This is a genomic window from Candidatus Polarisedimenticolaceae bacterium, assembly GCA_036376135.1.
Classification (GTDB): domain Bacteria; phylum Acidobacteriota; class Polarisedimenticolia; order Polarisedimenticolales; family DASRJG01; genus DASVAW01.
On the sequence record DASVAW010000093.1, the window covers coordinates 31,092 to 54,196 of the forward strand.

Sequence of the window (23,105 nt, forward strand, 5' to 3'; positions counted from 1 at the left end):
CGATGACCGTCGGCGTCCTCACGTTCGAGCTGCACCTTCCGGGCGCGCGCTCGCTGAAGGACAAGCGCCAGATCGTCCGCAGCCTCAAGGAGCGCCTGCGCTCGCGCCACAACGTGGCGGTCTCCGAGCTCGAGGAGCATGCGGAGCTGTGGCAGCGAGCCACCCTCGCGATCGTCTCGGTGGCGGGGCGGCGCGATCCCCTCGAGCGGCTGTTCGAGACGGTCCTGGCCGAGTCGGAGTCGCAGGTCCCCGGACACGTGCTTTCGCCCTCGACCGAGTTCCTGGAGGGAGACCTCGCATGACGAGCCACCGGCTCTCCCGCGTCAACGAGCAGATCCTGACGATCCTGGCGGAAGCGGTGCGCGACGAGGTTCGCGACCCGCGGGTCCAGGGCCTCATCACCCTCACCGGCGTCCGTGTGACCCAGGACATGGACCTCGCCCGGGTGTACGTCTCCGCGCTGGGCTCCGAGCCCGAGCGCGTCGCCGCGGTCAAGGCGCTCAATCACGCGGCGCCGTTCCTGCGGCGCATCGTCGCGCAGCGCGCGGGGCTGCGACACACGCCGCGCCTCGAGTTCCTCGCCGATGCCAGTCTCGAGACCGGCGCCCGTGTCGAGCGGGTCCTCAAGGACATCGAGAACGAGGAACGATGAGCCCTCCCGAGGGGCTCCTCCTGGTCGACAAGCCGGAAGGACCCACCAGCCACGACGTGGTCGCGCTCGTCAAGCGTCGTCTCGCGGCGTCGAAGGTCGGACACGCCGGGACGCTCGATCCGATGGCCTCCGGCCTTCTTCCCCTCGCGCTCGGGCGCGCGACGCGTCTGATCCGGTTCCTGCCCGCCGCCCCGAAGGTGTATGCCGGCTCGATCCGGCTCGGCCTCGCGACGACGACCGACGACGTGACCGGGGAGGCGTTGTCGCGCCACGACGGTCCCGCTCCGCCGCTCGCGGAGGTGATCGCGGCCGCCGCCCGATTCTCCGGGCGCCTCCTCCAGCACCCCCCCGCCTTCTCCGCCCGCCGGGTCTCGGGGCAGCGGATGTACCGGCTCGCGCGCAGGGGAGAGGCGGCGGTGGGCCCGCCGGTCGAGGTGGAGGTGTACCGGTTCGACCTCGCGGCGACCGGCGATCCGTGGAGCTTCGCCTTCACGGTGGCGGTCTCCTCCGGGACGTACGTCCGCTCCCTCGCCAGGGACCTCGGGGCCGCCCTCGGGTGCGGCGGGACGCTCGAGACGCTCCGCCGGACGGCGATCGGCCCCTTCCGCGTCGAGGACGCCGTCGCGATCGCGGGGGACGCCGCGCTCGATCCCGCGCGGATCGTCCCGCTGGAAGGGATGCCCCTGGGGTTGCCGGACGCCGCGCTCGACGACGCCGCCGCGTCGCGATTCGCCTCGGGGGTGGCGATTCCGTGGGATCAGGGCGAGGGGCTGTTGCGCGTGACGGCCCCCGGGCGGCTCGTCGGGGTCGGCGAGGTCCGGAACGGTCTTCTCGCACCGCGGGTGGTCGTGTGCTAGATTCCCGCGGTTCCTGAAGTCCTTTTTCTGACCCGCTCGCATCTGTCGACGGGTTCGGAGGTCGGCGAGATGCCGCTCAATCCCCAGCACAAGTCCGAGTTGATCGAGTCCTACAAGACCCACGGCACCGATACCGGGTCGCCGGAGGTCCAGATCGCGCTCCTCACGAAGCGGATCGAGCACCTCACCGAGCACTTCAAGTCCCACGCGAAGGACCACCACTCGCGCCAGGGGCTGCTCAAGATGGTCGGCAAGCGCCGTCGCCTGCTCGATTACCTCAAGCGCAAGGACCTCGATCGTTATCAGCGCGTCATCGGCCGCCTCGGCATCCGCAAGTAGCGGAGAGGCGGGCCTACGGCGCCCAGAAGGCACGGGACCGCGGGGCCGGGAAACCGGCTCGCTCCCGTGCGTGAAGCTTTGGAACGGAGAACCCTGGGGCCGTGGGAGCCCCGCAATGGGCCCTTGTGCCTGCGCGGAGCGCGCGGCTCGGGCCGTACGAGAGGTAGGCGGTCGTGATGCGACGCAAGGAAATCGAGATCGGCGGGAAACCGCTCGTCGTCGAGACGGGCAAGGTGGCGAAGCAGGCGGACGGATCGGTGATGGTCCGTTACGGCGACACGGTGGTCCTCGTCACCGCGTGCGCCGCGAAGGAGCCGCGGCCGGGGATCGACTTCCTCCCGCTGACGGTCGACTATCGCGAGAACACCTACGCGGCCGGAAAGATCCCCGGCGGGTTCTTCCGCCGTGAGGGCCGCCCCAACGAGAAGGAGATCCTCTCCTCGCGGCTCATCGACCGCCCGCTGCGCCCGCTTTTCCCCGACGGCTGGGGGTGCGAGACGCAGATCGTCGCGTTGCTGCTCTCGTCCGACCAGGAAAACGACTCGGACGTCCTGGCGGTCACCGGCGCCTCCTTCGCGCTGGCCATCTCGGACATCCCCTTCCCCACGCCGATCGCGGCGGTCCGCGTCGGCCTGACCGCCGACGGCGCGTACCTTCTCAACCCGACCTTCACCCAGCTCGAGACGAGCCGGCTCGACCTCGTGGTCGCCGGCTCGAAGGACGCGGTCGTGATGGTCGAGGCGGGATCGAAGGAGGTCTCCGAGGCCGAGATGCTCGAGGCGATCCGGCTCGGGCACGAGGCGATCCGGAAGATCGTCGCGGCCCAGGAGGAGCTCGCGAAGGAGTGCGGGAAGGCCAAGCGCACCTTCACGAAGGCGCCGGAGCCCGAGGGAGTCCGCGAGAGGCTCGACCGCGAGTGGAAGCCGCGCCTGGCGGAAGCGATGCGGATCAAGGCGAAGCTCGACAGCTACGCCAAGGTCGACGCGCTGAAGAAGGAGATGCTCGCATCCTTCGGCGAAACCGAGGCCGAGGCCAGGTCGTTCGCGTCGAAATACTGGTACGAGCTGCAGGATCACATCCTCCGCGAGGAGGTCTTCGAGCGGGGCGTGCGCCTGGACGGGCGCGCGTTCGACCAGGTCCGTCCGATCACCTGCGAAGTGGGGGTTCTCCCCCGCACCCACGGCTCCGCGCTGTTCACGCGCGGCGAGACGCAGGCGCTCGTGACGGTCACCCTCGGGACCTCGGCCGACGCGCAGAAGCTCGACTGGGTGGAGGGCGAGTCCTTCCGTCGCTTCATGCTGCACTACAACTTCCCGCCGTTCTCCGTCGGCGAGGTCAAGTTCCTCCGCGGCCCGGGTCGTCGCGAGATCGGCCACGGCGCCCTCGCCGAGCGTTCGCTCGTCCCGCTCGCGCCCAGCGAGGAGAAGTGGCCCTACACGATCCGCATCGTGTCGGACATCCTCGAGTCCAACGGCTCCTCGTCGATGGCGAGCATCTGCGGCGGCTCGCTCGCGCTCATGGACGCCGGCGTCCCGATGGACGCCGCGGTCGCGGGCGTGGCGATGGGGCTCATCAAGGGGGACACGAAGTTCGCGGTGCTGACCGACATCGCCGGTGCCGAGGACCACCACGGCGACATGGACTTCAAGGTCGCGGGGACCCGGAACGGGATCACCGCGCTCCAGATGGACATCAAGATCGGCGGCGTGACCCCCGAGATCATGGCGCAGGCCCTCGATCAGGCGCTCCGCGGCCGGCTGCACATCCTCGACCGGATGCAGGAGTCGATCCAGACGCACCGCGCCGAGATCTCCCCCTTCGCCCCGCGGATCATCACGATCCAGATCCACAAGGAGAAGATCCGCGACGTCATCGGCCAGGGCGGGAAGACCATCCGCTCGATCGTCGAGCGCACGGGCTGCAAGATCGAGGTCCACGACGACGGCCGCGTCGACATCGCCTCGACCGACGAGGCGGCGGCGCAGAAGGCGGTCGAGATCATCCGCGAGCTCACGGCCGAGGCCGAGCTCGGCAAGACCTACCTCGGCAAGGTGGTGCGCGTCGTGAACTTCGGCGCGTTCGTCGAGATCATGCCGGGCGTCGAAGGACTTCTGCACATCTCCGAGATCGCCGAGCAGCGGATCGCCCAGGTGCAGGACGAGATCGACGAGGGCGACGAGGTCCTCGTCAAGGTGATCGAGATCTCCGAGGGGCGCGTGCGCCTGAGCCGCAAGGCGGTCCTGCGCGAGCAGCGCGGCGAGACCGGGCCGCCGCCGGAAGGGGAAGGCGGCGGACGTCCGCCTCGCGACGGCGGGTACCGAGGGGGGGACCGCGGGGGGCGCGGGCCGCGTCGGGGCCCGCGCGGCGGCGGCGGCGGACACCACGGCGGCGGCCCGCGCGGCGACCGTCCCGCCGACGCGTTGCAGGGCGTCCCGCAGGGGGGCGGTCGCGGCGAAGGCGGCCCCGGCGGCGACGACCGCGACTGAGGCCCGATGTTCGGAGGACGCGTCGCAAGGCATCTGATCGAGACGGGGCGGCTCACGCAGGCCCAGCTCGACGAGGCCGTGCGCACGCAGGGCTTCTTCGGCGGCCAGCTCGAGACCTACCTGCTCAAGCTCGGCTACGTGGACGAGGCGACCCTCGGCGCGGCGCTCACGGAAGCGTCGGGGGTCCCCTTCGCCGCGGTCGAGCAGCTCCGGGCCATCCCCGACGACGCGATGCGCAGCGTGCCGGCGGCGATCGTCGAGAAGCACCGGGTCTGCCCGTTCCGGGTGGAGGACGGCCGCTTGCGGATCGCCACCCTCAACCCGCGCGACCTCGCGGCGATCCGCGAGATCCAGCAGGCCTCCGGCCTTCCCGTGGATCCGTGGATCACGACGGAGTTCCGCCTCTACCAGGCCCTCGAGCGCCACTGGAAGATCCGTTACCCCGGCGTGAAGGCGATCACCCTCGCCCCGCCCGCGAACCTCCCTCGGCGGCCGTCGGCCGCGGCCGGCCCCTCCGTCGAGGAGACCCCGCCGCAGTTCGGTCTGGACGGTCTCCCGCTCGACGCCGAGGCGCACCACGCGCTCGACGTCTTCGCGTCGCCGGCCCCGATCGCGGAGCCGGATCCCGCTTCCGAGCCGGTCCGCGCGATGCCGGCGGAACCGGCTCGACCCGTGGAACCGACCCTCCTCGCCGATCTCGAGGAGGCCCTGGTCACCGCCCGCGACCGTGACGCCGTCGCCGACGCCCTCCTGGGATTCACGAGCCTTCGCGTGCGTCGATCGGCGATCTTCGCCGTGGGGAAAGACGGCGTGAAGGGGCTCGCGGGACGCGGCCGTGCCTTCGAGTCCGAGAAGCTCCGGCGCGTGTCCCTTCCGCCCGGGTCCGGGACGATCTTCGACACCGCGCTCGGAAGCCGCGACTTCTACTTCGGCGTCGTGCCGGCGCTCCCGCCCAATCGCGACCTCTACACGGCGCTGGGCGGGCGCCTCCCCGCGTCGGTGCTGATCCTGCCGATCCTGGTGAAGGAGCGGACGGCCGCCCTCCTCTACCTCGACGACGACGACGAGCGGATGCTCAATCCCGACATCGCCTCCATGCGACGGGTCGCGATGAAGGCCGGGCTCGCCTTCGAGCTGCTGCTCCTGCGCAACAAGCTTCGCGAGATCTAGAAACGGAAAGGGCGCCCTCGCGGGCGCCCTTTCCGTTTCCCGACCCGTGGGAACTCCCGACTAGCGGTACACCTCGACGCGGTCGCCCAGGCGCACCTCGCGAACGGTCTGCACGATCTTCGCCGCGGAGGTGCCGTCCCCCACGGTGAGCACGACGGCCCGGCCGAGCATCTGGCGCGGCAGCTCGGGAACGTCGCGGTAAAGCGTGAGCAGGGTTCCGGGCTTCACCCCCGCGGCCGACCCGAGGTCGGTGTAGATCACGTGACCTTGCCCGGTCGCCTGGAGCTTGTCCTTCGCGGTCACCACGTACCCCTGCTCCCCCCCCGAAGGGTCGACGGCGTAGCGGTCGAACGGGGGAAGGGTGCGGGTCGCGGGGGCCTCCAGATCGGTCCACGGCACGATCTCGTCGCTGTCGCGCATCGTGGTGCACGACATCGAGATGACCGCGATCGCGGTGTTCTCCTGGGCGGCGAGGACCTGGAGCTTTCCGAGGCGGAGGATCATGGTGCCGAGCGCCTGTCCCGTGACCGGGTGCACGACGGCGGAGCCGCGACGGATCACGGCGAGCTGCTGGCCGGCGGCGACGCCCTGGGCGGAACCGCGATTGAGGTAGACGACATCGCCGTCGGCGACCTCCTTGCGCTCCATCTCGCGGCCGGCGATCCAGGTCTCGGAGGCCTGATGCTCGGTCTCGATGAACCCCGAACAGTAGAGATCCGCCGTGTCCGCGAGCGGCACCAGCGGCGGAGGCATCGGCGCGACCGGGGCCGGCTTCTCGGCCGGCGCCTCGGGGGCGCCGGTGCCGGTCTCGGCATCGGCGGTCGGCTCGGGGGCCGGCTCACCCGCGGGGGGTCCCTCGGGAGGCACGACCTCGGGCTTCCCGGGAACGTTCAGGGGATCGCCGGGGTAGATCCAGTGGCTGTCGAGCACGTACCGGTTCTGGTCCCAGACCTGCGGCCAGAGGTAGGGATTGTCGAGCCACTTCCCCGCGAGGTCCCAGAGGGTGTCCCCCTTCTGGATGATGTAGGCCTCCGGAGTCGCCTGCGGAGGGTCCCACGGCGTCCAGTGGCCGTCGGGCATTTGCTTCAGGTTCTTCGGCGGCCGGGTCGAGGTGCTCTTCGAGGCAGCGTCCTCGGCGTACGTCGCACCGAACGCGAGGACCGCGATCACCCCCCAAGCCCCGAGCTTCAGCGCTTTGCTCATCCGCAGCTCCTATGCCCGCCGCTCCATTCCCGGTCCCCCGTCGATCACCCGGGGGAATCCCAGAGACCGGGACGGCAAATCGCCGGCAAATATAGGCCCGACAATGCGGAATTCAAGACAGGTAAAAGTCGAGGGCCGTCCGGCCATAAACCGAGGTCCGGGTGAGCGCCCATCCCTGGGGGGGCTGGGCCGGCTCGGACCGGGTATCGCGCTCGAGGACGATCGACGCCCCGGAGGGGAGGACCCCCGAAACCACGAGCGCCTCGAGGAAGTGTGGACCTGCCCCGTCGGCCCACGGCGGATCGGCGAAAACCCAGGCAAACGGCCCCTCGACGCGGCGGCCGCGCAGGAGAGCCACGGCGTCCCCCTGGACGAGCCGGCAGCGGTCGGCGATCCCCAAGGCACGGGCGTTCTCCCGGATCGCGTCGGAGGCGAGCCGCCCCGACTCGATGAAAACCGCCTCGTCGGCCCCCCGGCTCAACGCCTCGAACCCGAGTGCCCCGCTCCCCGCATAGGCGTCGAGGACGCGCCCGCCGGGAAGGCGCTGGCCGAGAATGTCGAAGAGGGCCTGGCGGACCCGGTCGGAGGTCGGACGCAGCCCCGGGGCCTCGGGGACGCGGAGCCGCCGGCCCCTCAGGTCTCCGGCGACGATCCGGACGAGACCCAAGGTCAGCCGCGACGGGCGCCGGAGGTCCGCCGCCCGCGGGTGCGTGGCCGCCGACGTCGTCCCGCTCCCCCGCCGCCCCCCCCTTCGGCACGCTCCCCGGAGAAACCCGCGAGGGGCTCCGGGCGGACCGGCTCGCCGAGGAGGTGCTCGATCGCGGTCAGGCGCCTTGCGTCGAGCGGGGTCACGAAGGTGATCGCCCGTCCGAGGCGGTGGGCGCGGCCGGTGCGCCCGATGCGGTGGACGTAGTCCTCGGCGTGCATCGGGACGTCGTAGTTGATGACGAGGTCGATGTCGGTGATGTCGAGGCCGCGCGCGGCGACGTCCGTGGCGACGAGGATGTGGAACTCGCCGCGCCGGAAGGCGTCGAGGGCGCGCTCGCGGTTGGCCTGCGAGAGCAGGCTCGACAACGCGACGACCTCCATGTTGCGGGCGCGCAGGCGGCGGCTGATCTCCGAGGTCGCCTCGCGCGTCGCCGTGAAGACGAGGGCCTTCGCGGGGTTCTCGCGCTGCAGGAGCGCCACGAGCGCGGCGTCCTTGCTCGCCTTGTCCACGAAGATGAGGGAATGGTCGATCGTGTCCTTGACGATCTGCTGCGCCTCGATGCGCACCGTCTCCGGATGGAACATGTAGCGCTCGGACAGCCGCCGGATCTCCTCGGGAAAGGTCGCCGAGAACAGGAGCGTCTGACGGCTCATCGGTGCCCGCTTCAGGATCGCGTCGATGTCGCGGATGAACCCCATGTCGAGCATGCGGTCGGCCTCGTCGAGAACGAACACGCGCACCCGCCGGAGGGACAACGTCGCCTGCTGCAGGAAGTCGAGCAGTCGCCCCGGCGTGGCGACGAGCAGGTCGCACCCGTCGGAGAGCGCCTGCTTCTGCATCCCGCTGGATGTTCCGCCGTAGGCGAGCACGGTTCGCAGGCCGAGGTGCTTGCCGAATCGCTCGGCCTCCCCCGCCACCTGGATGGCGAGCTCGCGCGTGGGGCACATCACGACCGCCTGCGGCCCTTCACCCCCGTCCTGGAGACCCTGGAAGATCGTCAGCAGGTAGGCGAGCGTCTTCCCCGTGCCCGTCTGGGCGATGCCGACGAGGTCGTGGCCGCGCAGCAGGATCGGGATCGCCTGCTCCTGGATCGGCGTCGGCGTCGTGTAGCCGGCTTCGTCGAGGGCCTGCTGGGATTCGGGTCGGAGGGAGAAGTCTCGGAAGGTCTTGGAGTGCATCAGACCAGGGCCTCGATCTCCGCGTCTTCGAGCAGGCGGTTGGAGCGTTTGGCGGCCTCGAAGATGCGCGCCACGCGCTCCTCCGTCGCCGGGATCCCCTTCGTCTCGAGCCAGTACACCACGTTCGACTTCCCGCTCATGGGCCCCACGCGGATCTTCTGCGCGAAGCCGAAATCGGCCGCGGGCACGCCGGAGTAGACGCGGTCCACGAGCCAGCCGTCCCCCATGCGGAACGCCTTGATCACCGCCGCGGCGTGTACGCCGGTCGCCGTCTGGAAGGCATCGGCCCCGACGACCGGGTAGTTGTCGGGGATGGGGACGCCCAGGGCGTCGGCCGCCGTGCGGGAGTATTCGCCGAGCTTCGTCAGGTCGCGGTCGATCCACCCCAGGAGCCTGAGGTTCACGAGCATCAGATCGAGCTCCATGTTCCCCGAGCGCTCGCCGACGCCGAGCGCGCAGCCGTGCACGCGGGTCGCCCCCGCGGCGAAGGCCGCGAGGCCGTTGGCGAGCGCCAGGCCGCGGTCGCGGTGGCCGTGCCAGTCGATCCCGACCTCGCGCCCGCCGGCTTCGTCCAGGGCTTCCCGCACGAATCTCACGAGCGCGGTCGCTCCCCACGGCGTCGCGTGCCCGGTCGTGTCGGCGACGACCACGCGCCGCGCCCCGAGCCGCACCGCTTCCTGGTAGAGGCGCCGGATCGTCTCGGGTTTCGAGCGGGTCGTGTCCTCGGCGACGAACAGGACCGGAAGGCCCGCGGCCACGGCGATCGTGATCGCCTCCGCCGACCGGCGGAGGAGGAACTCCTCGTCCCAACCCTCCGTGTACTGGCGGATCGCGGAGGAGCCGATGAAGAGCGAGACCTCGATCGGGACGCCGCTCGCGCGGGCCACCTCAACGATCGGCTCGACGTCTCGGGGAAGCGTCCGTGCGGTGCAGTTCGGCGCGATGTCCAGTTTCGCGTCGCGGATCTCGCGGCACAACGCCTCGACGTCGGCCGCCGCCCGCGGACCCGCGCTCGGGATCCCGACGTTCGCGGCCTCCACGCCGAGGTCGTCCATCAGGTGCAGGAGCCGGAGCTTCTTTTCGATCGGGGGATCGAGGACCGACGGCGACTGCAGCCCGTCCCGAAGGGTCACGTCGTTGAGCATGACCTGCGCCGGACGCATGGGCGGAAGGGCCGCCGCCGCGTGGTTCCAGTCGTGGATCAACTCCTCGCGCATCTCGCCCGGGATGCTATCAGACTAGAAGTACCCGCGATCCTTCAGGTATTGCAGGCTCCTGCGCATCTGCTTGATCTCCCCTTCGGCGATGAACATCGCGCGAACGGTTTCCTGTCCGCGCGGGAAATCCGCCGGAAGCGGGGGCAGGACGACTTCGCGGAGGGCGTCGGCGGCGGAGTCGTCGAGCGGGTAACACCCCGACTCGGTCTCGATCGACACGCCGACCACCTGCCCGTCCTTGGTGATCGTGAACCGGACCACGTTGCGGTGGTCGAGCGCCCAGCTCTGGTTCTCCGCCGCCCAGCGTTCGAATACCCCCGACGTCATCCAGAGACGGTTGTGCCAGGCGCGCCAGATCGCGATGTAGATCGCGCGACCGTAGTCTCCCCAGTCGTAGTCGACGCTTTCGAACTGCAGGTTGCCGACGCCGTACCCGACGAACGGGAGCGAGGAGAGGTCGAGCGGGCCTCCCTCCCCCTTGCCGCCGCCTTTCGGCCCCTTGTTCGACGGCGCGAGGTCCGGTTTGGGGAGGGCCTGCTGGAAGCTCCGGATCCGCCCGGCGAGGTCGCGCGGCGCGATCGACGTCCGACCGGCCTCCTCGCGGTCGGGCACTCCCGGCGCGGGATCGGGAAGCGGCCCGCCGCGCGCCCCGCCCTTCGGCCGGGAGTCCTCCATCCCCGACGAGCGCGACACCTTCGGCGTCTCCGGGGGAGGACCCTCCGGGATCCGGCGGTTCGGCTCCATCCGGTATCGCGCGTCGCGAGGAGGATCGACGGGAGGAGGCGTCTCCTTCCGCAGCCGCATCTCCTCCGCGGGAGCCTTGGGAGCCGGCGCGGGAGCCGGCGCGGGACTGGACGGCGGGGGCGCGGGAGGCCTCGGGCTCATGAAGACGACCGGCGGCGACGCGGCGACTTCGGGACTCGCCGGCTGCACCTGCGCGAGGGTCTGCTGCTTCCAGTCGGGCATGACGAGGATCCCGATCACGATCAGCAGGTGGGCGATCACCGACAGCAACACCGCGAGCTGCATCCGGAAGATCCGGCGAAGCGCCGCGGTTTCCTCGTTCTCGAGGGGCTCCGGGCCCGTCAGGTGGAGTTGCTGCATCGTTGGGCGACCCGGTGGAAAGTCTGGCGCACCCGGGAGAATTCCGCCCGTGGCACCGTCGGGTGCACGCGGTTGGTCAACAGCACGTAGATCCGCGGGACACGGGGCTCGATCCAGACCGAAGTCCCGGTGAACCCGAAGTGGCCGACCGCGTCGTCGTCGAGCACCCCGCGCACCGATTCGGTGAGCGGCGCGAAGGTGAAGCCGAACGACCGCGTCCCCTCCCCGGCGACCGGGGCGAGCATCCGGCGCCGCGCCGGCGAGTCCAGGACGTGGCGCGCGATCGCGGCGACGGCGTCGGCGGTCGCGAAGAGGCCGGCGTGCCCGGCGACGCCGCCCAGCCCCCAGGCGTTCCCGTCGTGAACCGCGCCACGGATGACCTCCGTCCGGAACGGATGATCGTGCCCGGCCTCCCCCGCGAGCTCGCGCTCGAAGGCGTTCCCGCGTTCGGTGGGAGCGGCGTCCTCGAATCGGTCCGAGGTCCCCGCGTATCCCGCGCGGGCGAGGCCGAGCGTGGCCGCGATGCGCACGTCGAACAGGACGTCGAGGGGACGTCCGAGCGCCCGCTCGATCGCGATGCCCAGGAGGATGTACCCGAGGTCGGAGTAGAGCGTGGTGCCGGGGGGAGCGGCCGCCGGCTCCGCGGCGATCGCCGCGAGATAGGCCTCCCGCGTCGATCCGGAGAGATAGAGCGGCCGCCAGGGCGGAAGCCCGGCACGGTGGGCGCCGAGGTCCAGGAGGGTGGCGCGCTCCCACGCCGAGCCCGAAAGCTCGGGAAGCCAGGCCCCCGCGGGAGCGGAGAGATCGATCGCGCCGCGATGCTCGGCCAGGGCCGCGAGGAGCGCCGTCGCGAGCGGCTTCGTCAGCGACGCGAGGTCGAAGGGGGTCTCGAACGTCACGGACCCCGCGGCGCCCCGGGCGAGCGTCTTGCCGGAGGACTCCACGTGCCAGCAGGCGCCGGGCATCGAACCGGCGGAGACCTCGGCCTCGACGAACGCGCGGAGCGGGTCGCTGCTCACACGCGACCGGGGTTCGCGGCGATCGCGTCGCGGACCCGGAAGGCGAGCTCGAGGGCGCGACGACCTTGGAGGCCGTCCACCGGGGGGGGTGTCCGGGAGGCCACGGCGTCGAGGAACGCGTCGAGCTCGATGGCGAGAGGCTCCCCGTCCTCGACCGGCAGGTGGTCGTGCGCGATCCCGGGAGCTCCGTCGGCGCCGAAGGCGAGCTTCCAGCGCTCGACCGTCTTCGCGCCCGTGTCGCACGCGATGTACGTGCGCGACTGGAAGACGCGAATGCGGCGAAGGCGCTCGGCCGAGATCCGGCTCGCCGTGAGGTTCGCGACGCATCCGCTCGCGAGGCGGATCCTGGCGTTGGCGATGTCGACCTTGTCGGTCAGCGCCGCCACCCCGACCGCGTCGACGGAGACGGCGTCCGTGCCGTCGAGGAACAGCAGGAGGTCGAGGTCGTGGATCATGAGGTCGAGGATGACGTCGACGTCCGTCGACCGCGCGGAGAACCCCGCGAGACGGTGGATCTCGAGGAATCGCGGGGCGTCCACCGCCCTCGCGAGCGCCCGCATCGCCGGGTTGAAACGCTCCGTGTGCCCCACCATCACGAGACGGCCGGACGCGGCCGCCTGTTTCAGGATCGCGTCGGCATCTTCGAGGGAGGAGGCGATCGGCTTCTCGATCAGGACGTCCGCGCCGCCGGCGAGCAGGATCTCCGCCGCCTCGCGGTGGTGGACGGTCGGCGTCGCGACGCTCGCCGCCTCCACCTTCCCCACGAGGTCGCGGGCCTGCGCGAACGCCTGGCACCCGAACTCCTTCGCGATCTCTCGGGCGCGCTCGGCGTTCGCGTCCGCGACGCCGACGAGCCGGCATTTCGGATTCGACGCATAGAGGCGCGCGTGGTGGCGACCGAGATGGCCGACGCCGACGACGCCCACCGGGACCGGCGCGCTCACCGGCACACCCCGCGCTTGGCGGTGCGGACGAAGTCGAGGAAGTACGCGACCTCCGGGATGTGGCCGAGCTCCTGCTCGACTTTCCGCTGCGCCTGCTCCAGGAGGAGCTTCGAGCGGAACAGCGTCATGTAGCAGCGCTTGATCCCCTCGATCGTCTCGGTGGAGTAACCGCGGCGCTTGAGCCCCACGAGGTTGATGCCGTGCGTCGCCGCGCGGTTCCCCACGGTGATCACCCACGGGAGCGCATCCTGCGTCACGACCGAATACCCCCCGATGAAGGCGAACTTCGCGACCCGGCAGAACTGGTGGACGCCGCTGTAGGCGCCGACGGTGGCGTCGTCGCCGACTTCGACGTGCCCCGCGAGGGTCGCCGCGTTGGCGAAGATGCAGCGGGAGCCGACCTGTCCGTCGTGGGCGATGTGCGCCTGCGCCATGAGGAGATTGTCGTCGCCGATCCTCGTGATCCCGCCCCCTCCGGGCGTGCCGCGGTTCACCGTGACGTATTCGCGGATCGTGTTGCGCGCCCCGATCACGAGCCCGGTCGGCTCTCCCTTGTACTTGAGGTCCTGGGGCGGCCCACCGAGCGAAGCGAAGGGGGACACGGCGTTGTCGGGACCGAGCGTGGTCCGGCCGTCGATCACGACGTGCGACTCGAGGCGGCAGCGGTCGCCCACGACGACTTCGGGTCCGAGGACGCAGAAGGGGCCGATCACGACGTCGTCGCCGATCGTCGCGTCGGGATGGACCACCGCCCTGGGATCGATCGCCGCAGCGCCCATCGTCCTACTCCCGGTCGACCATCGCCGAGAGGATCTCCGCCTCGGCGGCGAGCTGGCCGTCCACTTCCGCGATCCCCCGCATCTTGCAGGTGCGGGAGCGGAGCTTCAATACCTCCATGGTCAAGCGGAGCTGATCCCCGGGAACGACCGTGCGCCGGAACCGCGCCTCGTCGATGCCGGTGAAGAAGACCAGGCGTTTCTCGCGATCGGGCATGTCGTGCAGCAGGAGCACCGCTCCGGCCTGCGCGAGCGCCTCGATGATGAGGACGCCGGGCATCACCGGCGCTCCCGGGAAGTGCCCCTGGAAGAAGGGCTCGTTGATCGTGACGTTCTTGATCGCCACGACGCGCCGGCCGGGCTCCATCTCCAGCACGCGGTCGACCAGCAGGAACGGATACCGGTGCGGAATCGAGTTCATGATCCCGCGAACGTCCAACGGTGCGCTCACGCCTCCCCCTTCGCCCGGTTCTCGAGCGCCTCGAGCCGGGCGCGCAGCTCGCGCAGCTCGGCGCGGAGCTCCGGGAGCTTCTTCAGCGCCGCCTGGGCGCGTTTCCATTGCCGGTGATCCACGGCGGGAATCCCCGCGACGAAGGACCCCGCGGGAACGTCGGCGAAGACCGCCGTCTTCGCGGCGACGACCGTGCGTTCCCCGATCTCGAGATGCCCGGCCGACCCCGACTGCCCGGCGAAGACCCCGTACGCGCCGACGCGGGTGCTGCCGGCGATCCCCGACTGCGCCGCGAGCAGGCATCCCTTCCCGAGGGAGACGCCGTGGGCCACCATCACGAGGTCGTCGATCTTGGTGCCGTCTCCGACCACGGTGTCGTCGACCGCGCCGCGGTCGACCGCCGCGTTCGCGCCGATCTCGACGTCGTCGCCCACGACCACGCGGCCGACCTGCGGGACCTTGTGGTGGACCCCTCGCGACGTCGCGAAACCGAACCCGTCGGCGCCGAGCACGACGCCGGCGTGCACGAGGCAACGCGCGCCGACGACGCTCCGAGGGTAGAGCACGACGCGCGGCGCGAGCACGGTGTCGTCCCCGATCACGCACCCTTCGCCGACGACCACACCCGCGCCGACGACGGCACGCGCGCCGATCGAGGATCGGTCCCCGATCACCGCGAACGGCCCGACCTGAACCGCCTCCCCCAGCCGGACCTCCCGCCCGAGGCGCGCGTCCGGGGAGATTCCCGGAACCGGTCGCGACGGGGGGTAGAGCAGGTCGAGGATCCCGGCGAGCGCGAGGTACGGTTCCGCGATCTCGAGCAGGGTCCTTCCGGCAAGCTCGGTCCCCGGAGCGACGAGCACGGCGCCGGCGGCGGTGGCCTCCGCCGCGCGCCGGTACCGCGGGTTCGTCAGGAAGGCGAGCTCGGTCGGCCCGGCGCGCTCGAGGCTCGCCACCCCCGTGACCCGCAATTCGGGGTCGCCGATCACGCGACCGCCGAAACGGGCCGCGAGCTCGCCGAGTTTCGGAGCCTGGGACAACCTAGGGCTTCTTGGGCGCCGGGGCGGCCGGCTTGGGAGCCGCCGCAGCCGGGGCCGGGATGAGCTTGTTGAAGCGGTCGACGAGCGCGGTCGTCACGTCGATCGAGCTGGCGGCGTAGGCGACGAGGCTCTTCTCGAGGATGAGGTCGAACCCCTCGTCGCGGCCGAACTGCTCCACGACCTGCAGGAGCTGGTTCTGGAAGCGGTTCTGCGCCTCCTGCACCTCGATCTGCAGCTCGTTGCGCGCCGACTCCTGGGCCTGGTTGAGCTCGAGGGCGAGCTTCTGCCCCTCCTTCTCGAGGGCCTGGCGCTTCTCGGCCGACAGCGACAGGGCCTGCGCCTGCAGCTGCTGCTGGATGTCCGCCACCTTCTTCTGCTTCTCCTGCAGCTCCGCGCGCTTCTTGTCCTGGAGCGAGGTCAGCTGCCCGGCGATGCGCTTGCCCTCGTCGGTCTCCTCGGAGATGCGGCCGGCGTCGAAGACGGCGATCTTGGTGGCCCCCTGCGCGAACGCGGGAAGGGCCGCGAGGGTGAAGGCGGCGAGGGTCAATCCGACGGTCTTGCTCATGGGAGTCCTTTCTTCGGGCCGGTTCAGAAGCTCCTGCCGATCGAGAAGGTGAACGCGCTGGTCCGATCCTGCGGGAGCTTGCGGATCGGGGCGCCGTAGATGAGACGCAGGGGTACGGGGAAGACCGGGATGTAGAAGCGGACCTCGACGCCCCACGCGGCCCGGACGTCGTCGAATCCCCACGGCTGGTCCTCCATGAGCGCGTTCCCCACGTCGAGGAACACCGCCGCCTCGACCGGGCTCTGCCCCGAGAACGGGATCACGTACTCCAGCTGCGCGAGGTAATAACGGTCGCCGCCGACGTCGACGAGGTCGCGCTCGTCGACGACCCCGTCGAGGGTGAGGTCGAAGTCGCTCGTCGGCCGATTCGAGGGGTCGTCGGTGACCTCGACCACGTACTGCCGGCTCGGGTCGAACCGGATGTACCGGAGCGGCGCGACCGCGCGCGTCTCGAAGACGCGGGGCCCGGTCGTGTCGCCGCCCAGCCAGAACCGCTCGAACCGGGGAACGCCGTTGATGTTCGAGGAGCTCGGAGCGGCCCCGCCCTGCCAGGCCTTGATCTGGCCGGCCTCGGCGTGCAAGCCGAAGAAGGTGCGCCGCGGCCCGCGCTTGAACCCGGTGTAGTTGAGGCGGGGGCGGAGGTAGTTGGTGTCGCCGCCGAGGGGGCCGCCCGCGACCTGCATGTCCGCGGAGAACTGCCAGCCCGCGCTGGGACGGTACGGGTTGTTGATGCGGTTGTAGGCGAAGGTCGGGGTGAAGCTCGAGATCTCGTTCTCGGCGACGGTCGTCGAGAAGTTGAAGCCCTTGGTGCGGACCCGCTCGAAGTCGTAGCGCGCGCCGACGCTCGAGAAGTTGCCGAGCAGCCGGCCCAGGGCGATCCCGAATCCGGAGCCCGAGCTGGACTGCGTCGAGTTGTAGTCGATGTCGCGGCGGAACAGGCTGAATCCCGCCGACCAGGGCCGCCCGAGGAAATACGGCTCCTGAAAGGCGATCTGGTAGCGGTTCGCGTTGCCTCCCACCTGGACCGAGGCGGAGAACACCTGCCCCCGGCCGAGAAGGTTGCGCGTGGAGTAGTAGCCGGTGAAGAACGCGCCGTCGAGTCCCGAGTAGCCCCCGCCGACCTGGACCTCGTTGCGCCCCTTCTCCTCGCCGGGGACGGTGACGCGGACCTTGTCCTTCCCCTCGACCGGCGTGACCGTGACGTCCTCGCGCTTGGCCTCGAAGTAACCGAGCTGGTTGACCTTGTTCACCGACAGATCGAGCAGCGACTGGCTGAAGAGGTCCCCCTCGGCGAGCCGGAACTCGCGGCGGAGGACCCGGTCCTGCGTCGCCGAGTTCCCGGCGAACTCGATACGGTCGACGGTGTACTGCTTGTCCTCGGTCACGATGATCTTCACGTCGGCGACGGGGTCGTCCCCCGGCCGGCGCGTGATCTCGCGCCGCGCGGTCGCGTAGGCGTACCCCTTGTCCTGGTACTGACGCTGGATCGACTGGATCGAAAGGTCGAGCAGGCCGTTGTTGAACACGAGGCCGGGCCGGAGGAAGACCATTCGTTTCTTGATGTCGTCCTCGGAGTACACCGTGTTGCCGGTTACGGTGATCTCGCCGGACTTGTATTGTTTCCCCTCGACGACCGGCACGGTGAGGTAGGCCCAGCGCTTGACCTTCGGCTCCTTCTTCTTGACGTCCTTCTCCGCGCGCTTGAGGGCCTTCTCGGCCTCCTTGCGCTCGCGCTCGGCGCGCTTGCGGATCTGGCGCTCGGACTGCGGCTTGAGGTCGTCCGGGGAGATCGGCGCCGTGTCCGGCTTGGGCGGCTCGGAAGCGGGCTCGGGCGCCGGCGCCTGGGCGGCGACGTCGGCCGCGGTCTTCCCGGCGTCCCGCCCCTTCTCGCGGACCTCCACGACCGGCGGGCGCAGCTCCACGTCGAGATACCCGGTGTTCAGATAGAGGTCGCGGATGCCGCCCGTGTCCTGGTCCCACTTCGCCGGGTGGTAGAGGTTCTTCTGCGAGAGGGGCCACCACCAGCGCCACTCCTGCGTCAACTTGAGCTGCTTGAGCATCTTCCGGTCGGAGTAGATGGTGTTGCCGACGAACTCGATCTCCCGGATGCGCGTCTTGGCGCCGGGCCGGATCTCGAAGCGCACGGTCGCGGTGGAGGTCGTCGGCTCCGCGAGCGTGTAACGGACGGCGGGGTCCAGGTACCCCTTCTCGCCGAGCAGGAGGCGGATCTCCTGCTGCGCGTCGAAGATCGTGCGCAGGTTCAGGGGCTTGCCGACGTCGAGGCTGACCTTCTTTTCCCGGAGCCGGTCCTCGATGGAGGTGCGGGTCAGGACCTTGTTGTCCTCGTAAGTGATCCCGGTGAGCACCCGCCGCTCCTTCGCGCGGATGATGAGCACCTTCCCGCCGCCGGCGCCGTCCTCGGCCTCGATCGAGAGGTCGTCGAACAGGCCGAGGTCCCAAGCTCGCTTGTACGCGGCACGGATGCGCGCCGGCTCGTACGGGTCCCCCGCCCGGATCCCGAAGGCCCGAAGGAACGCCTCGTTGGACATGCGCACGAGACCCTGCACCTCCACGCCTTCGACCGTTCCGGTCTGGGCGCGTGCGGGGAACGGAGCGAGCGTTGCGACGCAAAGGGCGAGGCCCAGCGCCGCGATGGTCGAGCGAAGCGTCATGCGGACATCATCACCGTCGGACGTCCCCTCGCCGCGCTCCGCGCGAAATCGCGCGAAATGGACGCAGCACCCCTTTCGGGACCGGGGGGTCCCGAAAGCGGCGCGCCATTGTAGCCCCTGGGGAAAGGGGGCGCCCGGCTCAGCTGCCCGACGGCTCCGGTACCGCCGATCGGAACCCGGGCTTGCCGTCCTCGAGGAAGACCTCGATCGCACCGGCTTCCGCCGTGACGCTCCCGCGGATCAGCGCTTCCGAGAGCGGATCCTCGATGTAGCGCTGGATCGCGCGACGAAGGGGGCGCGCCCCGTACGCCCGGTCGGTGCACGTCGTCTGGACCAGCCAGTCGCACACCTCGTCCGACACGACGATCTCGATCCCGCGGTCGATCAGCGCGCCGTTGACCCGGCGGATCATGATCCGGGCGATCCCCCGCAGCTGCTCCTCGCTGAGGGCGTCGAAGACGACGACCTCGTCGATGCGGTTGATGAACTCGGGGCTGAGGGTCCGCTTCATCTCGTTCATCACGAGGTCCTGGCGGTCCTTGAACTGGCTCTCCCGGTCGTCGCTCTTGAAGCCCATCTTCCCGCCGGTGCGGGCGACGTGCTGGGAGCCGATGTTCGAGGTCATGATCACGATCGTGTTCTTGAAGTCCACGACCTCGCCGTAGGCGTCGGTGATCATCCCGTCCTCGAGCACCTGCAGGAGGATGTTCAGGACGTCCGGATGGGCCTTCTCGATCTCGTCGAGGAGGATCACGCTGTAGGGCTTGCGCTTGATCCGCTCGGTGAGCTGGCCGCCCTCCTCGTGGCCGACGTACCCCGGGGGCGAGCCGATCATCTTCGCGATCGCGTGTTTCTCCATGTATTCGGACATGTCGAAGCGCACGAGCGCCTTTTCCGATCCGAACAGGAACTCCGCGATCGTCCGGGCGACCTCGGTCTTCCCGACGCCGGTGGGGCCGAGGAAGATGAACGAGCCGATCGGCCGATTGGGGCTCTTGAGCCCCGCCCTCGAGCGGCGGATCGCCCGCGCGAGCGCCGAGATCGAGGCGTCCTGCCCGACGATCCGCTCGTGGAGGTAACCCTCCATGTTGAGGAGTTTCTCCATCTCCTCCTGCTGGACCGACTGGATGGGGATCCCCGTCCACCGCGCGATCACGTCCTCGACGTCGGCGCGCGTCACGTCGAGGATGCGGTTCGACTCCTCCTCGTAGCGCTGCTTGAGCTCCTCGTGCCGGCGCCGGAGGGTGACCTCCTTGTCGTGGTACGCCACCGCCTCGTCGAAGTCCTTCCGCGCGAGGGCGTTTTTCATCCCGTCGACGGCGCGGCGGAGGTCCTGCTCGACCTTCCGGATCTCGGCGTAGGAGATGCGTTTCCCCAGCTTCACCCGGGCCCCCGCCTCGTCCAGGACGTCGATCGCCTTGTCGGGAAGGAACCGGTCGGTGATGTAGCGGTTGGACTGGTAGACCGACGCGCGCACCGCCTCCGGCTCGAACCGCACGCCGTGGAAGCGCTCGTAGCGCTCCTTGACGCCCTCCAGGATCGAGAAGGTCTCGTCCTCGGTGGGCGGGCGCACGCTGATCGGCTGGAACCGGCGCACGAGGGCGCGGTCCTTCTCGATGTACTTGTGGTAGTCGCGGGGGGTCGTCGCCCCGATGCACTGCACCTCGCCGCGGGAAAGCGTCGGCTTGAGGATGTTCGCCGCGTCGAGCGAGCCCTCCGCGGAGCCCGCCCCGATCAGCGAGTGGATCTCGTCGATGAACATGATCACGTCGTCGGAGGAGGTGAGCTCCGAGATGATCCCCTTCAGGCGCTCCTCGAACTGGCCGCGGTACTTCGTCCCCGCGACCACGAGCGAGAGGTCGAGCGCCAGGATCCGCTTGTTGAGGAGCGTCGGCGGAACGTCGGCGTCCACGATGCGCGTCGCCAGCCCCTCCACGATCGCGGTCTTGCCGACGCCGGGCTCGCCGAGCAGGACGGGGTTGTTCTTGCGTCGGCGCGAGAGGACCTGCACGACGCGCTCGAGCTCGGACTCGCGTCCGATGAGGGGGTCGAAGACGCGCCGCTGCGCCATCTCGGAAAGGTCGCGCGCGAACTCGTTGAGGAACGGCGTCTCCTTCTTCTTCTTCGGGAGCTGCCGCCGCTTGTAGATGTTGACGACGTCCTCGCGCACCGCGAACAGGCGCATGCCGCGCTCGACGAGCATCCGCCCGGCCACCGAGTCCTCCAGCCGCAGGAGGCCCAGGAGCAGGTGCTCGGTCCCGATGTGCGGGTGCATGAGGCGCTCGGCCTCCTCCTCGGCGCACTGGAGGACCTTCTTCGTCTCCTCGCTGAACGGGATCTCGACCGAGGTCGACAGCTTCTCGCGAGGCGGATTCCGGCGCTCGAGCTCGGCCTGGAGGAGGTCCATCGAGACGTTCGCGCGCGTGAACAGCTCGCGGGTGGTCTCCTCGCCCTCCTTCAGGAGACCGAGCAGGAGGTGCTCGGTCCCGATGACCTTCCCCCCCTGCTGGCTCGCCTCGTAGCGGGCGAGGAACAGGATGCGTTTCGCCTTCTCGGTGAATTTCTCGAACATGCGCGATCACCTCGGCAACCGCGGCGGCGGTTACGGGGGAACGACCGTCATCGTAGCATCCGATCGGGACCCCCCCCGTCGGCCCCGCCCCCTTCGAAATACGACGAGGCCTCTCCCGCGTCCAGCACTCGCAAGCGGCCGTCTTCCAGCCGCAGCACGCGATCGCAAGAAGACGCCAGCCGACCGCTGTGCGTGGCGACCACGAGTGCGAAATCGTGATCCCGCTGGAGCTCCCGGAGCAGCGCGAAGGTCGACGCCCCCGTCCGGGGGTCGAGGTTCCCCGTCGGCTCGTCCGCAAGGACGAGGGCGGGCCCCGGGGCCACCGCGCGCGCGATCGCCACCCGCTGCTGCTCGCCGCCGGAAAGGGCGCCCGGCACGTGGTCGATCCGGTCGCCCAGCCCCAGGCGCGCGAGGAGCGCGCGGGCGACGGGCTCGCCGCCGGTCCGGCGGCCGATGCGGAACGGCATGACCACGTTCTCGAGGGCGGTGAGCTCGGGGAGGAGGTGGTGGAACTGGAACACGAATCCGACGTGGCGATTGCGGTACCCCGCGAGCGAGGCGGTGTCGCCGGCAAAGACGTCGGCGCCGCGGAAACGCAGGGTCCCCGCCTGCGGTCGGTCGAGGCCCCCGAGCACGTGCAGCAACGTCGACTTCCCCACGCCGGAGTCCCCCACGACGGCGACCGCCTCGCCGGGAAGGACCGTCAAGTCGAGGCCCCGGAGGACTTCGATGGCGCCGCCCGCGCCGGGGTACGCCTTCACGATCCCGCGCGCGTCGAGCAGAGGCTCACTCGTAGCGAAGGGCATCCACCGGCTCCAGGCGCGCGGCCTTGATCGCGGGGTACAGCGTGGCGGTGAAGGCGATGGCCAGCGCGACGAGCCCCACCGCGACGACGTCGCCCGCGCGCACGGCGAACGGGACGTGGTCCATGAAATAGACGTCGGGATTCAGCGGGATCATCCGCCACCGGTCGAGCGCCCCGGCGGCGACGACGCCGAGCGCAAGCCCGGACGCGGTGCCCGCGAGTCCGATGACCGTCCCCTGCAGCATGAACACGCGGGCGATCTCGACGGGTTTCGCCCCCATCGAGGTGAGCGTGCCGATCTCGCGGATCTTGTCGTTCACCATCAGGATCAGGGTCGAGACGATGTTCAGCGAGGCGACGACGACGATGAGGCCGATCGCCAGGAACAGGATCAGCTTCTCGGTGTTGAGCGCCTTCATCAGGTCCGCGTTCTGCTCGAGCAGGTCCATGACGATCCACCCCTCGCCGAGGGCGCGGGCGATCTCCCCCTTCCGGAGCTCGAGCTTCGCGAGGTCGTCGATGCGCACCTCGACCCACGAGGCGCGGCCCCCGGCGTCCACGAGTCCGCGCGCCGCGTCGAGGGTGAGATAGGCCCGCGTGGCGTCCTGCCCGGCGGAGCGGAACGTCCCGACGACCTCGTACACGCGGCTTCTCGGAATCGGGGCGAAGGGGGTCAGGCGCATCTTCGGGACCACCACCCGGACGGTGTCCCCGGAGCCGACGCCGATCCTGCGGGCGAGATCGCGTCCGAGCACGATCCCGTGCGCGCCCGCCTCCCCCCGCAGCGGCGCGAACGGATCGCCGCCCGACCCTTCGAGGTCGACGACCTTGTCGTGCCTAACCGGATCGACGCCGTGCACCTCCCCGTAGCCGGGAACCCCCGTCGTGTCCGCCGTGATCATCGCGGGGGTGTACACGACCGCCCCCGCGGCGACGACGCCGGGCACCGCCGCGACGCGTTCCGCGAGCGCGTCGGCCCCTTCGATGGAGGGGCCCCCCGCGGCGAGGACCTGGAGGTGGGCGCTTCCGCGGAGGATCCGGTCGCGGACGTCCTTCTCGAACCCGCTCGCGAGGGCGAGCGCGATGACGAGCGCGGCGGTCCCCACCGCGAACCCCGCCACCGAGATGAACGTGATCACCGAGAGGAACGACCGGCCCCGGTGGAACCGGAGGTACCGGAGGGCCAGCGTCCACTCGAACGATGCCGGCACGCGCGCTCCCGTCCTAGTTCGCGAAACCCGCCGCGGGGAGCGCGAGCCGCAGCGCCTGCTCGGCGGCCGCGACCCCCGCCTCGGAGGCGACCGCCCAGAGGCGGATCCCGCGGACGCCGTCGTTCTCGAGACGCG

At 70.4% G+C, this 23,105-nt stretch carries 21 protein-coding genes; 6 read left to right on the forward strand and 15 right to left on the reverse strand.

Annotated elements, in window-relative coordinates; genetic code table 11:
* Positions 1-2: 2 nt before the first annotated feature.
* The 6 genes from VF139_09245 to VF139_09270 all read left to right on the forward strand — a co-directional run bounded on the left by VF139_09245 (position 3) and on the right by VF139_09270 (position 5,504).
* Entirely contained in the window at positions 3-302 is a 300-nt protein-coding gene (locus VF139_09245) for a DUF503 domain-containing protein (protein ID HEX6851579.1), read from the forward strand.
* Positions 299-652 (forward strand): 30S ribosome-binding factor RbfA, encoded by a 354-nt coding sequence (gene rbfA, locus VF139_09250; protein HEX6851580.1) that lies wholly within the window; start codon positions 299-301, stop codon positions 650-652. Before VF139_09245 ends, rbfA begins: the two co-directional genes overlap by 4 nt.
* Complete coding sequence (gene truB / locus VF139_09255; protein ID HEX6851581.1) at positions 649-1,509, forward strand: tRNA pseudouridine(55) synthase TruB; 861 nt, start codon at positions 649-651, stop codon at positions 1,507-1,509. The genes rbfA and truB overlap by 4 nt, the downstream gene beginning before the upstream one ends.
* A 69-nt stretch (positions 1,510-1,578) precedes the next feature.
* A complete protein-coding gene (gene rpsO / locus VF139_09260) occupies positions 1,579-1,848 on the forward strand; it encodes a 30S ribosomal protein S15 (protein ID HEX6851582.1) in 270 nt (89 codons plus the stop codon).
* Positions 1,849-2,024: 176 nt separating this feature from the next.
* Positions 2,025-4,334 carry a polyribonucleotide nucleotidyltransferase gene (pnp, locus tag VF139_09265; protein HEX6851583.1) on the forward strand — a complete coding sequence of 770 codons (2,310 nt, stop codon included), beginning with the start codon at positions 2,025-2,027 and terminating at the stop codon, positions 4,332-4,334.
* Positions 4,335-4,340: 6 nt separating this feature from the next.
* Complete coding sequence (locus tag VF139_09270) at positions 4,341-5,504, forward strand: hypothetical protein (protein ID HEX6851584.1); 1,164 nt, start codon at positions 4,341-4,343, stop codon at positions 5,502-5,504.
* 60 nt (positions 5,505-5,564) lie between these two features.
* Here VF139_09270 and VF139_09275 read toward each other — a convergent pair whose 3' ends face one another.
* The 15 genes from VF139_09275 to VF139_09345 all read right to left on the reverse strand — a co-directional run bounded on the left by VF139_09275 (position 5,565) and on the right by VF139_09345 (position 22,970).
* Positions 5,565-6,707, reverse strand: coding sequence for a LysM peptidoglycan-binding domain-containing protein (locus VF139_09275; GenBank protein HEX6851585.1), 1,143 nt, complete (start codon positions 6,705-6,707; stop codon positions 5,565-5,567).
* 112 nt (positions 6,708-6,819) lie between these two features.
* The gene (rsmD, locus tag VF139_09280; protein ID HEX6851586.1) at positions 6,820-7,374 is read right to left on the reverse strand and encodes a 16S rRNA (guanine(966)-N(2))-methyltransferase RsmD; all 555 of its coding nucleotides are present in this window, start codon (positions 7,372-7,374) and stop codon (positions 6,820-6,822) included.
* 2 nt (positions 7,375-7,376) lie between these two features.
* Entirely contained in the window at positions 7,377-8,594 is a 1,218-nt protein-coding gene (locus VF139_09285) for a DEAD/DEAH box helicase (protein ID HEX6851587.1), read from the reverse strand.
* Positions 8,594-9,811 (reverse strand): LeuA family protein, encoded by a 1,218-nt coding sequence (locus VF139_09290; GenBank protein HEX6851588.1) that lies wholly within the window; start codon positions 9,809-9,811, stop codon positions 8,594-8,596. Before VF139_09290 ends, VF139_09285 begins: the two co-directional genes overlap by 1 nt.
* Positions 9,812-9,832: 21 nt before the next feature.
* The gene (locus VF139_09295) at positions 9,833-10,915 is read right to left on the reverse strand and encodes an energy transducer TonB (protein HEX6851589.1); all 1,083 of its coding nucleotides are present in this window, start codon (positions 10,913-10,915) and stop codon (positions 9,833-9,835) included.
* Positions 10,897-11,934 (reverse strand): serine hydrolase domain-containing protein, encoded by a 1,038-nt coding sequence (locus tag VF139_09300; protein ID HEX6851590.1) that lies wholly within the window; start codon positions 11,932-11,934, stop codon positions 10,897-10,899. Before VF139_09300 ends, VF139_09295 begins: the two co-directional genes overlap by 19 nt.
* Entirely contained in the window at positions 11,931-12,878 is a 948-nt protein-coding gene (locus tag VF139_09305; GenBank protein ID HEX6851591.1) for a Gfo/Idh/MocA family oxidoreductase, read from the reverse strand. The genes VF139_09300 and VF139_09305 overlap by 4 nt, the downstream gene beginning before the upstream one ends.
* Positions 12,875-13,657 carry an acyl-ACP--UDP-N-acetylglucosamine O-acyltransferase gene (gene lpxA / locus VF139_09310; protein ID HEX6851592.1) on the reverse strand — a complete coding sequence of 261 codons (783 nt, stop codon included), beginning with the start codon at positions 13,655-13,657 and terminating at the stop codon, positions 12,875-12,877. Before lpxA ends, VF139_09305 begins: the two co-directional genes overlap by 4 nt.
* A 4-nt stretch (positions 13,658-13,661) precedes the next feature.
* Complete coding sequence (gene fabZ, locus VF139_09315) at positions 13,662-14,105, reverse strand: 3-hydroxyacyl-ACP dehydratase FabZ (protein HEX6851593.1); 444 nt, start codon at positions 14,103-14,105, stop codon at positions 13,662-13,664.
* On the reverse strand, positions 14,102-15,145 hold the full coding sequence (lpxD, locus tag VF139_09320) for a UDP-3-O-(3-hydroxymyristoyl)glucosamine N-acyltransferase (protein HEX6851594.1): 1,044 nt from the start codon (positions 15,143-15,145) through the stop codon (positions 14,102-14,104). The genes fabZ and lpxD overlap by 4 nt, the downstream gene beginning before the upstream one ends.
* 1 nt (position 15,146) lies before the next feature.
* Complete coding sequence (locus VF139_09325) at positions 15,147-15,710, reverse strand: OmpH family outer membrane protein (GenBank protein HEX6851595.1); 564 nt, start codon at positions 15,708-15,710, stop codon at positions 15,147-15,149.
* Positions 15,711-15,733: 23 nt separating this feature from the next.
* Entirely contained in the window at positions 15,734-18,382 is a 2,649-nt protein-coding gene (gene bamA / locus VF139_09330; protein ID HEX6851596.1) for an outer membrane protein assembly factor BamA, read from the reverse strand.
* A 139-nt stretch (positions 18,383-18,521) separates the two neighbouring features.
* Positions 18,522-20,954: an ATP-dependent Clp protease ATP-binding subunit gene (locus tag VF139_09335; protein HEX6851597.1), complete on the reverse strand. Its 2,433-nt coding sequence runs from the start codon at positions 20,952-20,954 to the stop codon at positions 18,522-18,524.
* A gap of 47 nt (positions 20,955-21,001) precedes the next feature.
* Positions 21,002-21,760: an ABC transporter ATP-binding protein gene (locus VF139_09340; GenBank protein ID HEX6851598.1), complete on the reverse strand. Its 759-nt coding sequence runs from the start codon at positions 21,758-21,760 to the stop codon at positions 21,002-21,004.
* Positions 21,741-22,970, reverse strand: coding sequence for an ABC transporter permease (locus VF139_09345; GenBank protein HEX6851599.1), 1,230 nt, complete (start codon positions 22,968-22,970; stop codon positions 21,741-21,743). The genes VF139_09340 and VF139_09345 overlap by 20 nt, the downstream gene beginning before the upstream one ends.
* Positions 22,971-23,105 lie beyond the last annotated feature (135 nt).

Excerpts from the sequence above, each read along its gene's own strand:
- pnp (HEX6851583.1), top strand. The coding sequence starts at position 2,025 with ATGCGACGCAAGGAAATCGAGATCGGCGGGAAACCGCTCGTCGTCGAG.
- VF139_09340 (HEX6851598.1), bottom strand. The coding sequence starts at position 21,760 with ATGCCCTTCGCTACGAGTGAGCCTCTGCTCGACGCGCGCGGGATCGTG.
- VF139_09335 (HEX6851597.1), bottom strand. The coding sequence starts at position 20,954 with ATGTTCGAGAAATTCACCGAGAAGGCGAAACGCATCCTGTTCCTCGCC.
- VF139_09245 (HEX6851579.1), top strand. The coding sequence starts at position 3 with ATGACCGTCGGCGTCCTCACGTTCGAGCTGCACCTTCCGGGCGCGCGC.
- rbfA (HEX6851580.1), top strand. The coding sequence starts at position 299 with ATGACGAGCCACCGGCTCTCCCGCGTCAACGAGCAGATCCTGACGATC.
- VF139_09285 (HEX6851587.1), bottom strand. The coding sequence starts at position 8,594 with ATGCACTCCAAGACCTTCCGAGACTTCTCCCTCCGACCCGAATCCCAG.
- rpsO (HEX6851582.1), top strand. The coding sequence starts at position 1,579 with ATGCCGCTCAATCCCCAGCACAAGTCCGAGTTGATCGAGTCCTACAAG.
- VF139_09275 (HEX6851585.1), bottom strand. The coding sequence starts at position 6,707 with ATGAGCAAAGCGCTGAAGCTCGGGGCTTGGGGGGTGATCGCGGTCCTC.
- VF139_09325 (HEX6851595.1), bottom strand. The coding sequence starts at position 15,710 with ATGAGCAAGACCGTCGGATTGACCCTCGCCGCCTTCACCCTCGCGGCC.
- VF139_09290 (HEX6851588.1), bottom strand. The coding sequence starts at position 9,811 with ATGCGCGAGGAGTTGATCCACGACTGGAACCACGCGGCGGCGGCCCTT.
- VF139_09270 (HEX6851584.1), top strand. The coding sequence starts at position 4,341 with ATGTTCGGAGGACGCGTCGCAAGGCATCTGATCGAGACGGGGCGGCTC.
- bamA (HEX6851596.1), bottom strand. The coding sequence starts at position 18,382 with ATGACGCTTCGCTCGACCATCGCGGCGCTGGGCCTCGCCCTTTGCGTC.
- truB (HEX6851581.1), top strand. The coding sequence starts at position 649 with ATGAGCCCTCCCGAGGGGCTCCTCCTGGTCGACAAGCCGGAAGGACCC.
- VF139_09295 (HEX6851589.1), bottom strand. The coding sequence starts at position 10,915 with ATGCAGCAACTCCACCTGACGGGCCCGGAGCCCCTCGAGAACGAGGAA.
- lpxA (HEX6851592.1), bottom strand. The coding sequence starts at position 13,657 with ATGGGCGCTGCGGCGATCGATCCCAGGGCGGTGGTCCATCCCGACGCG.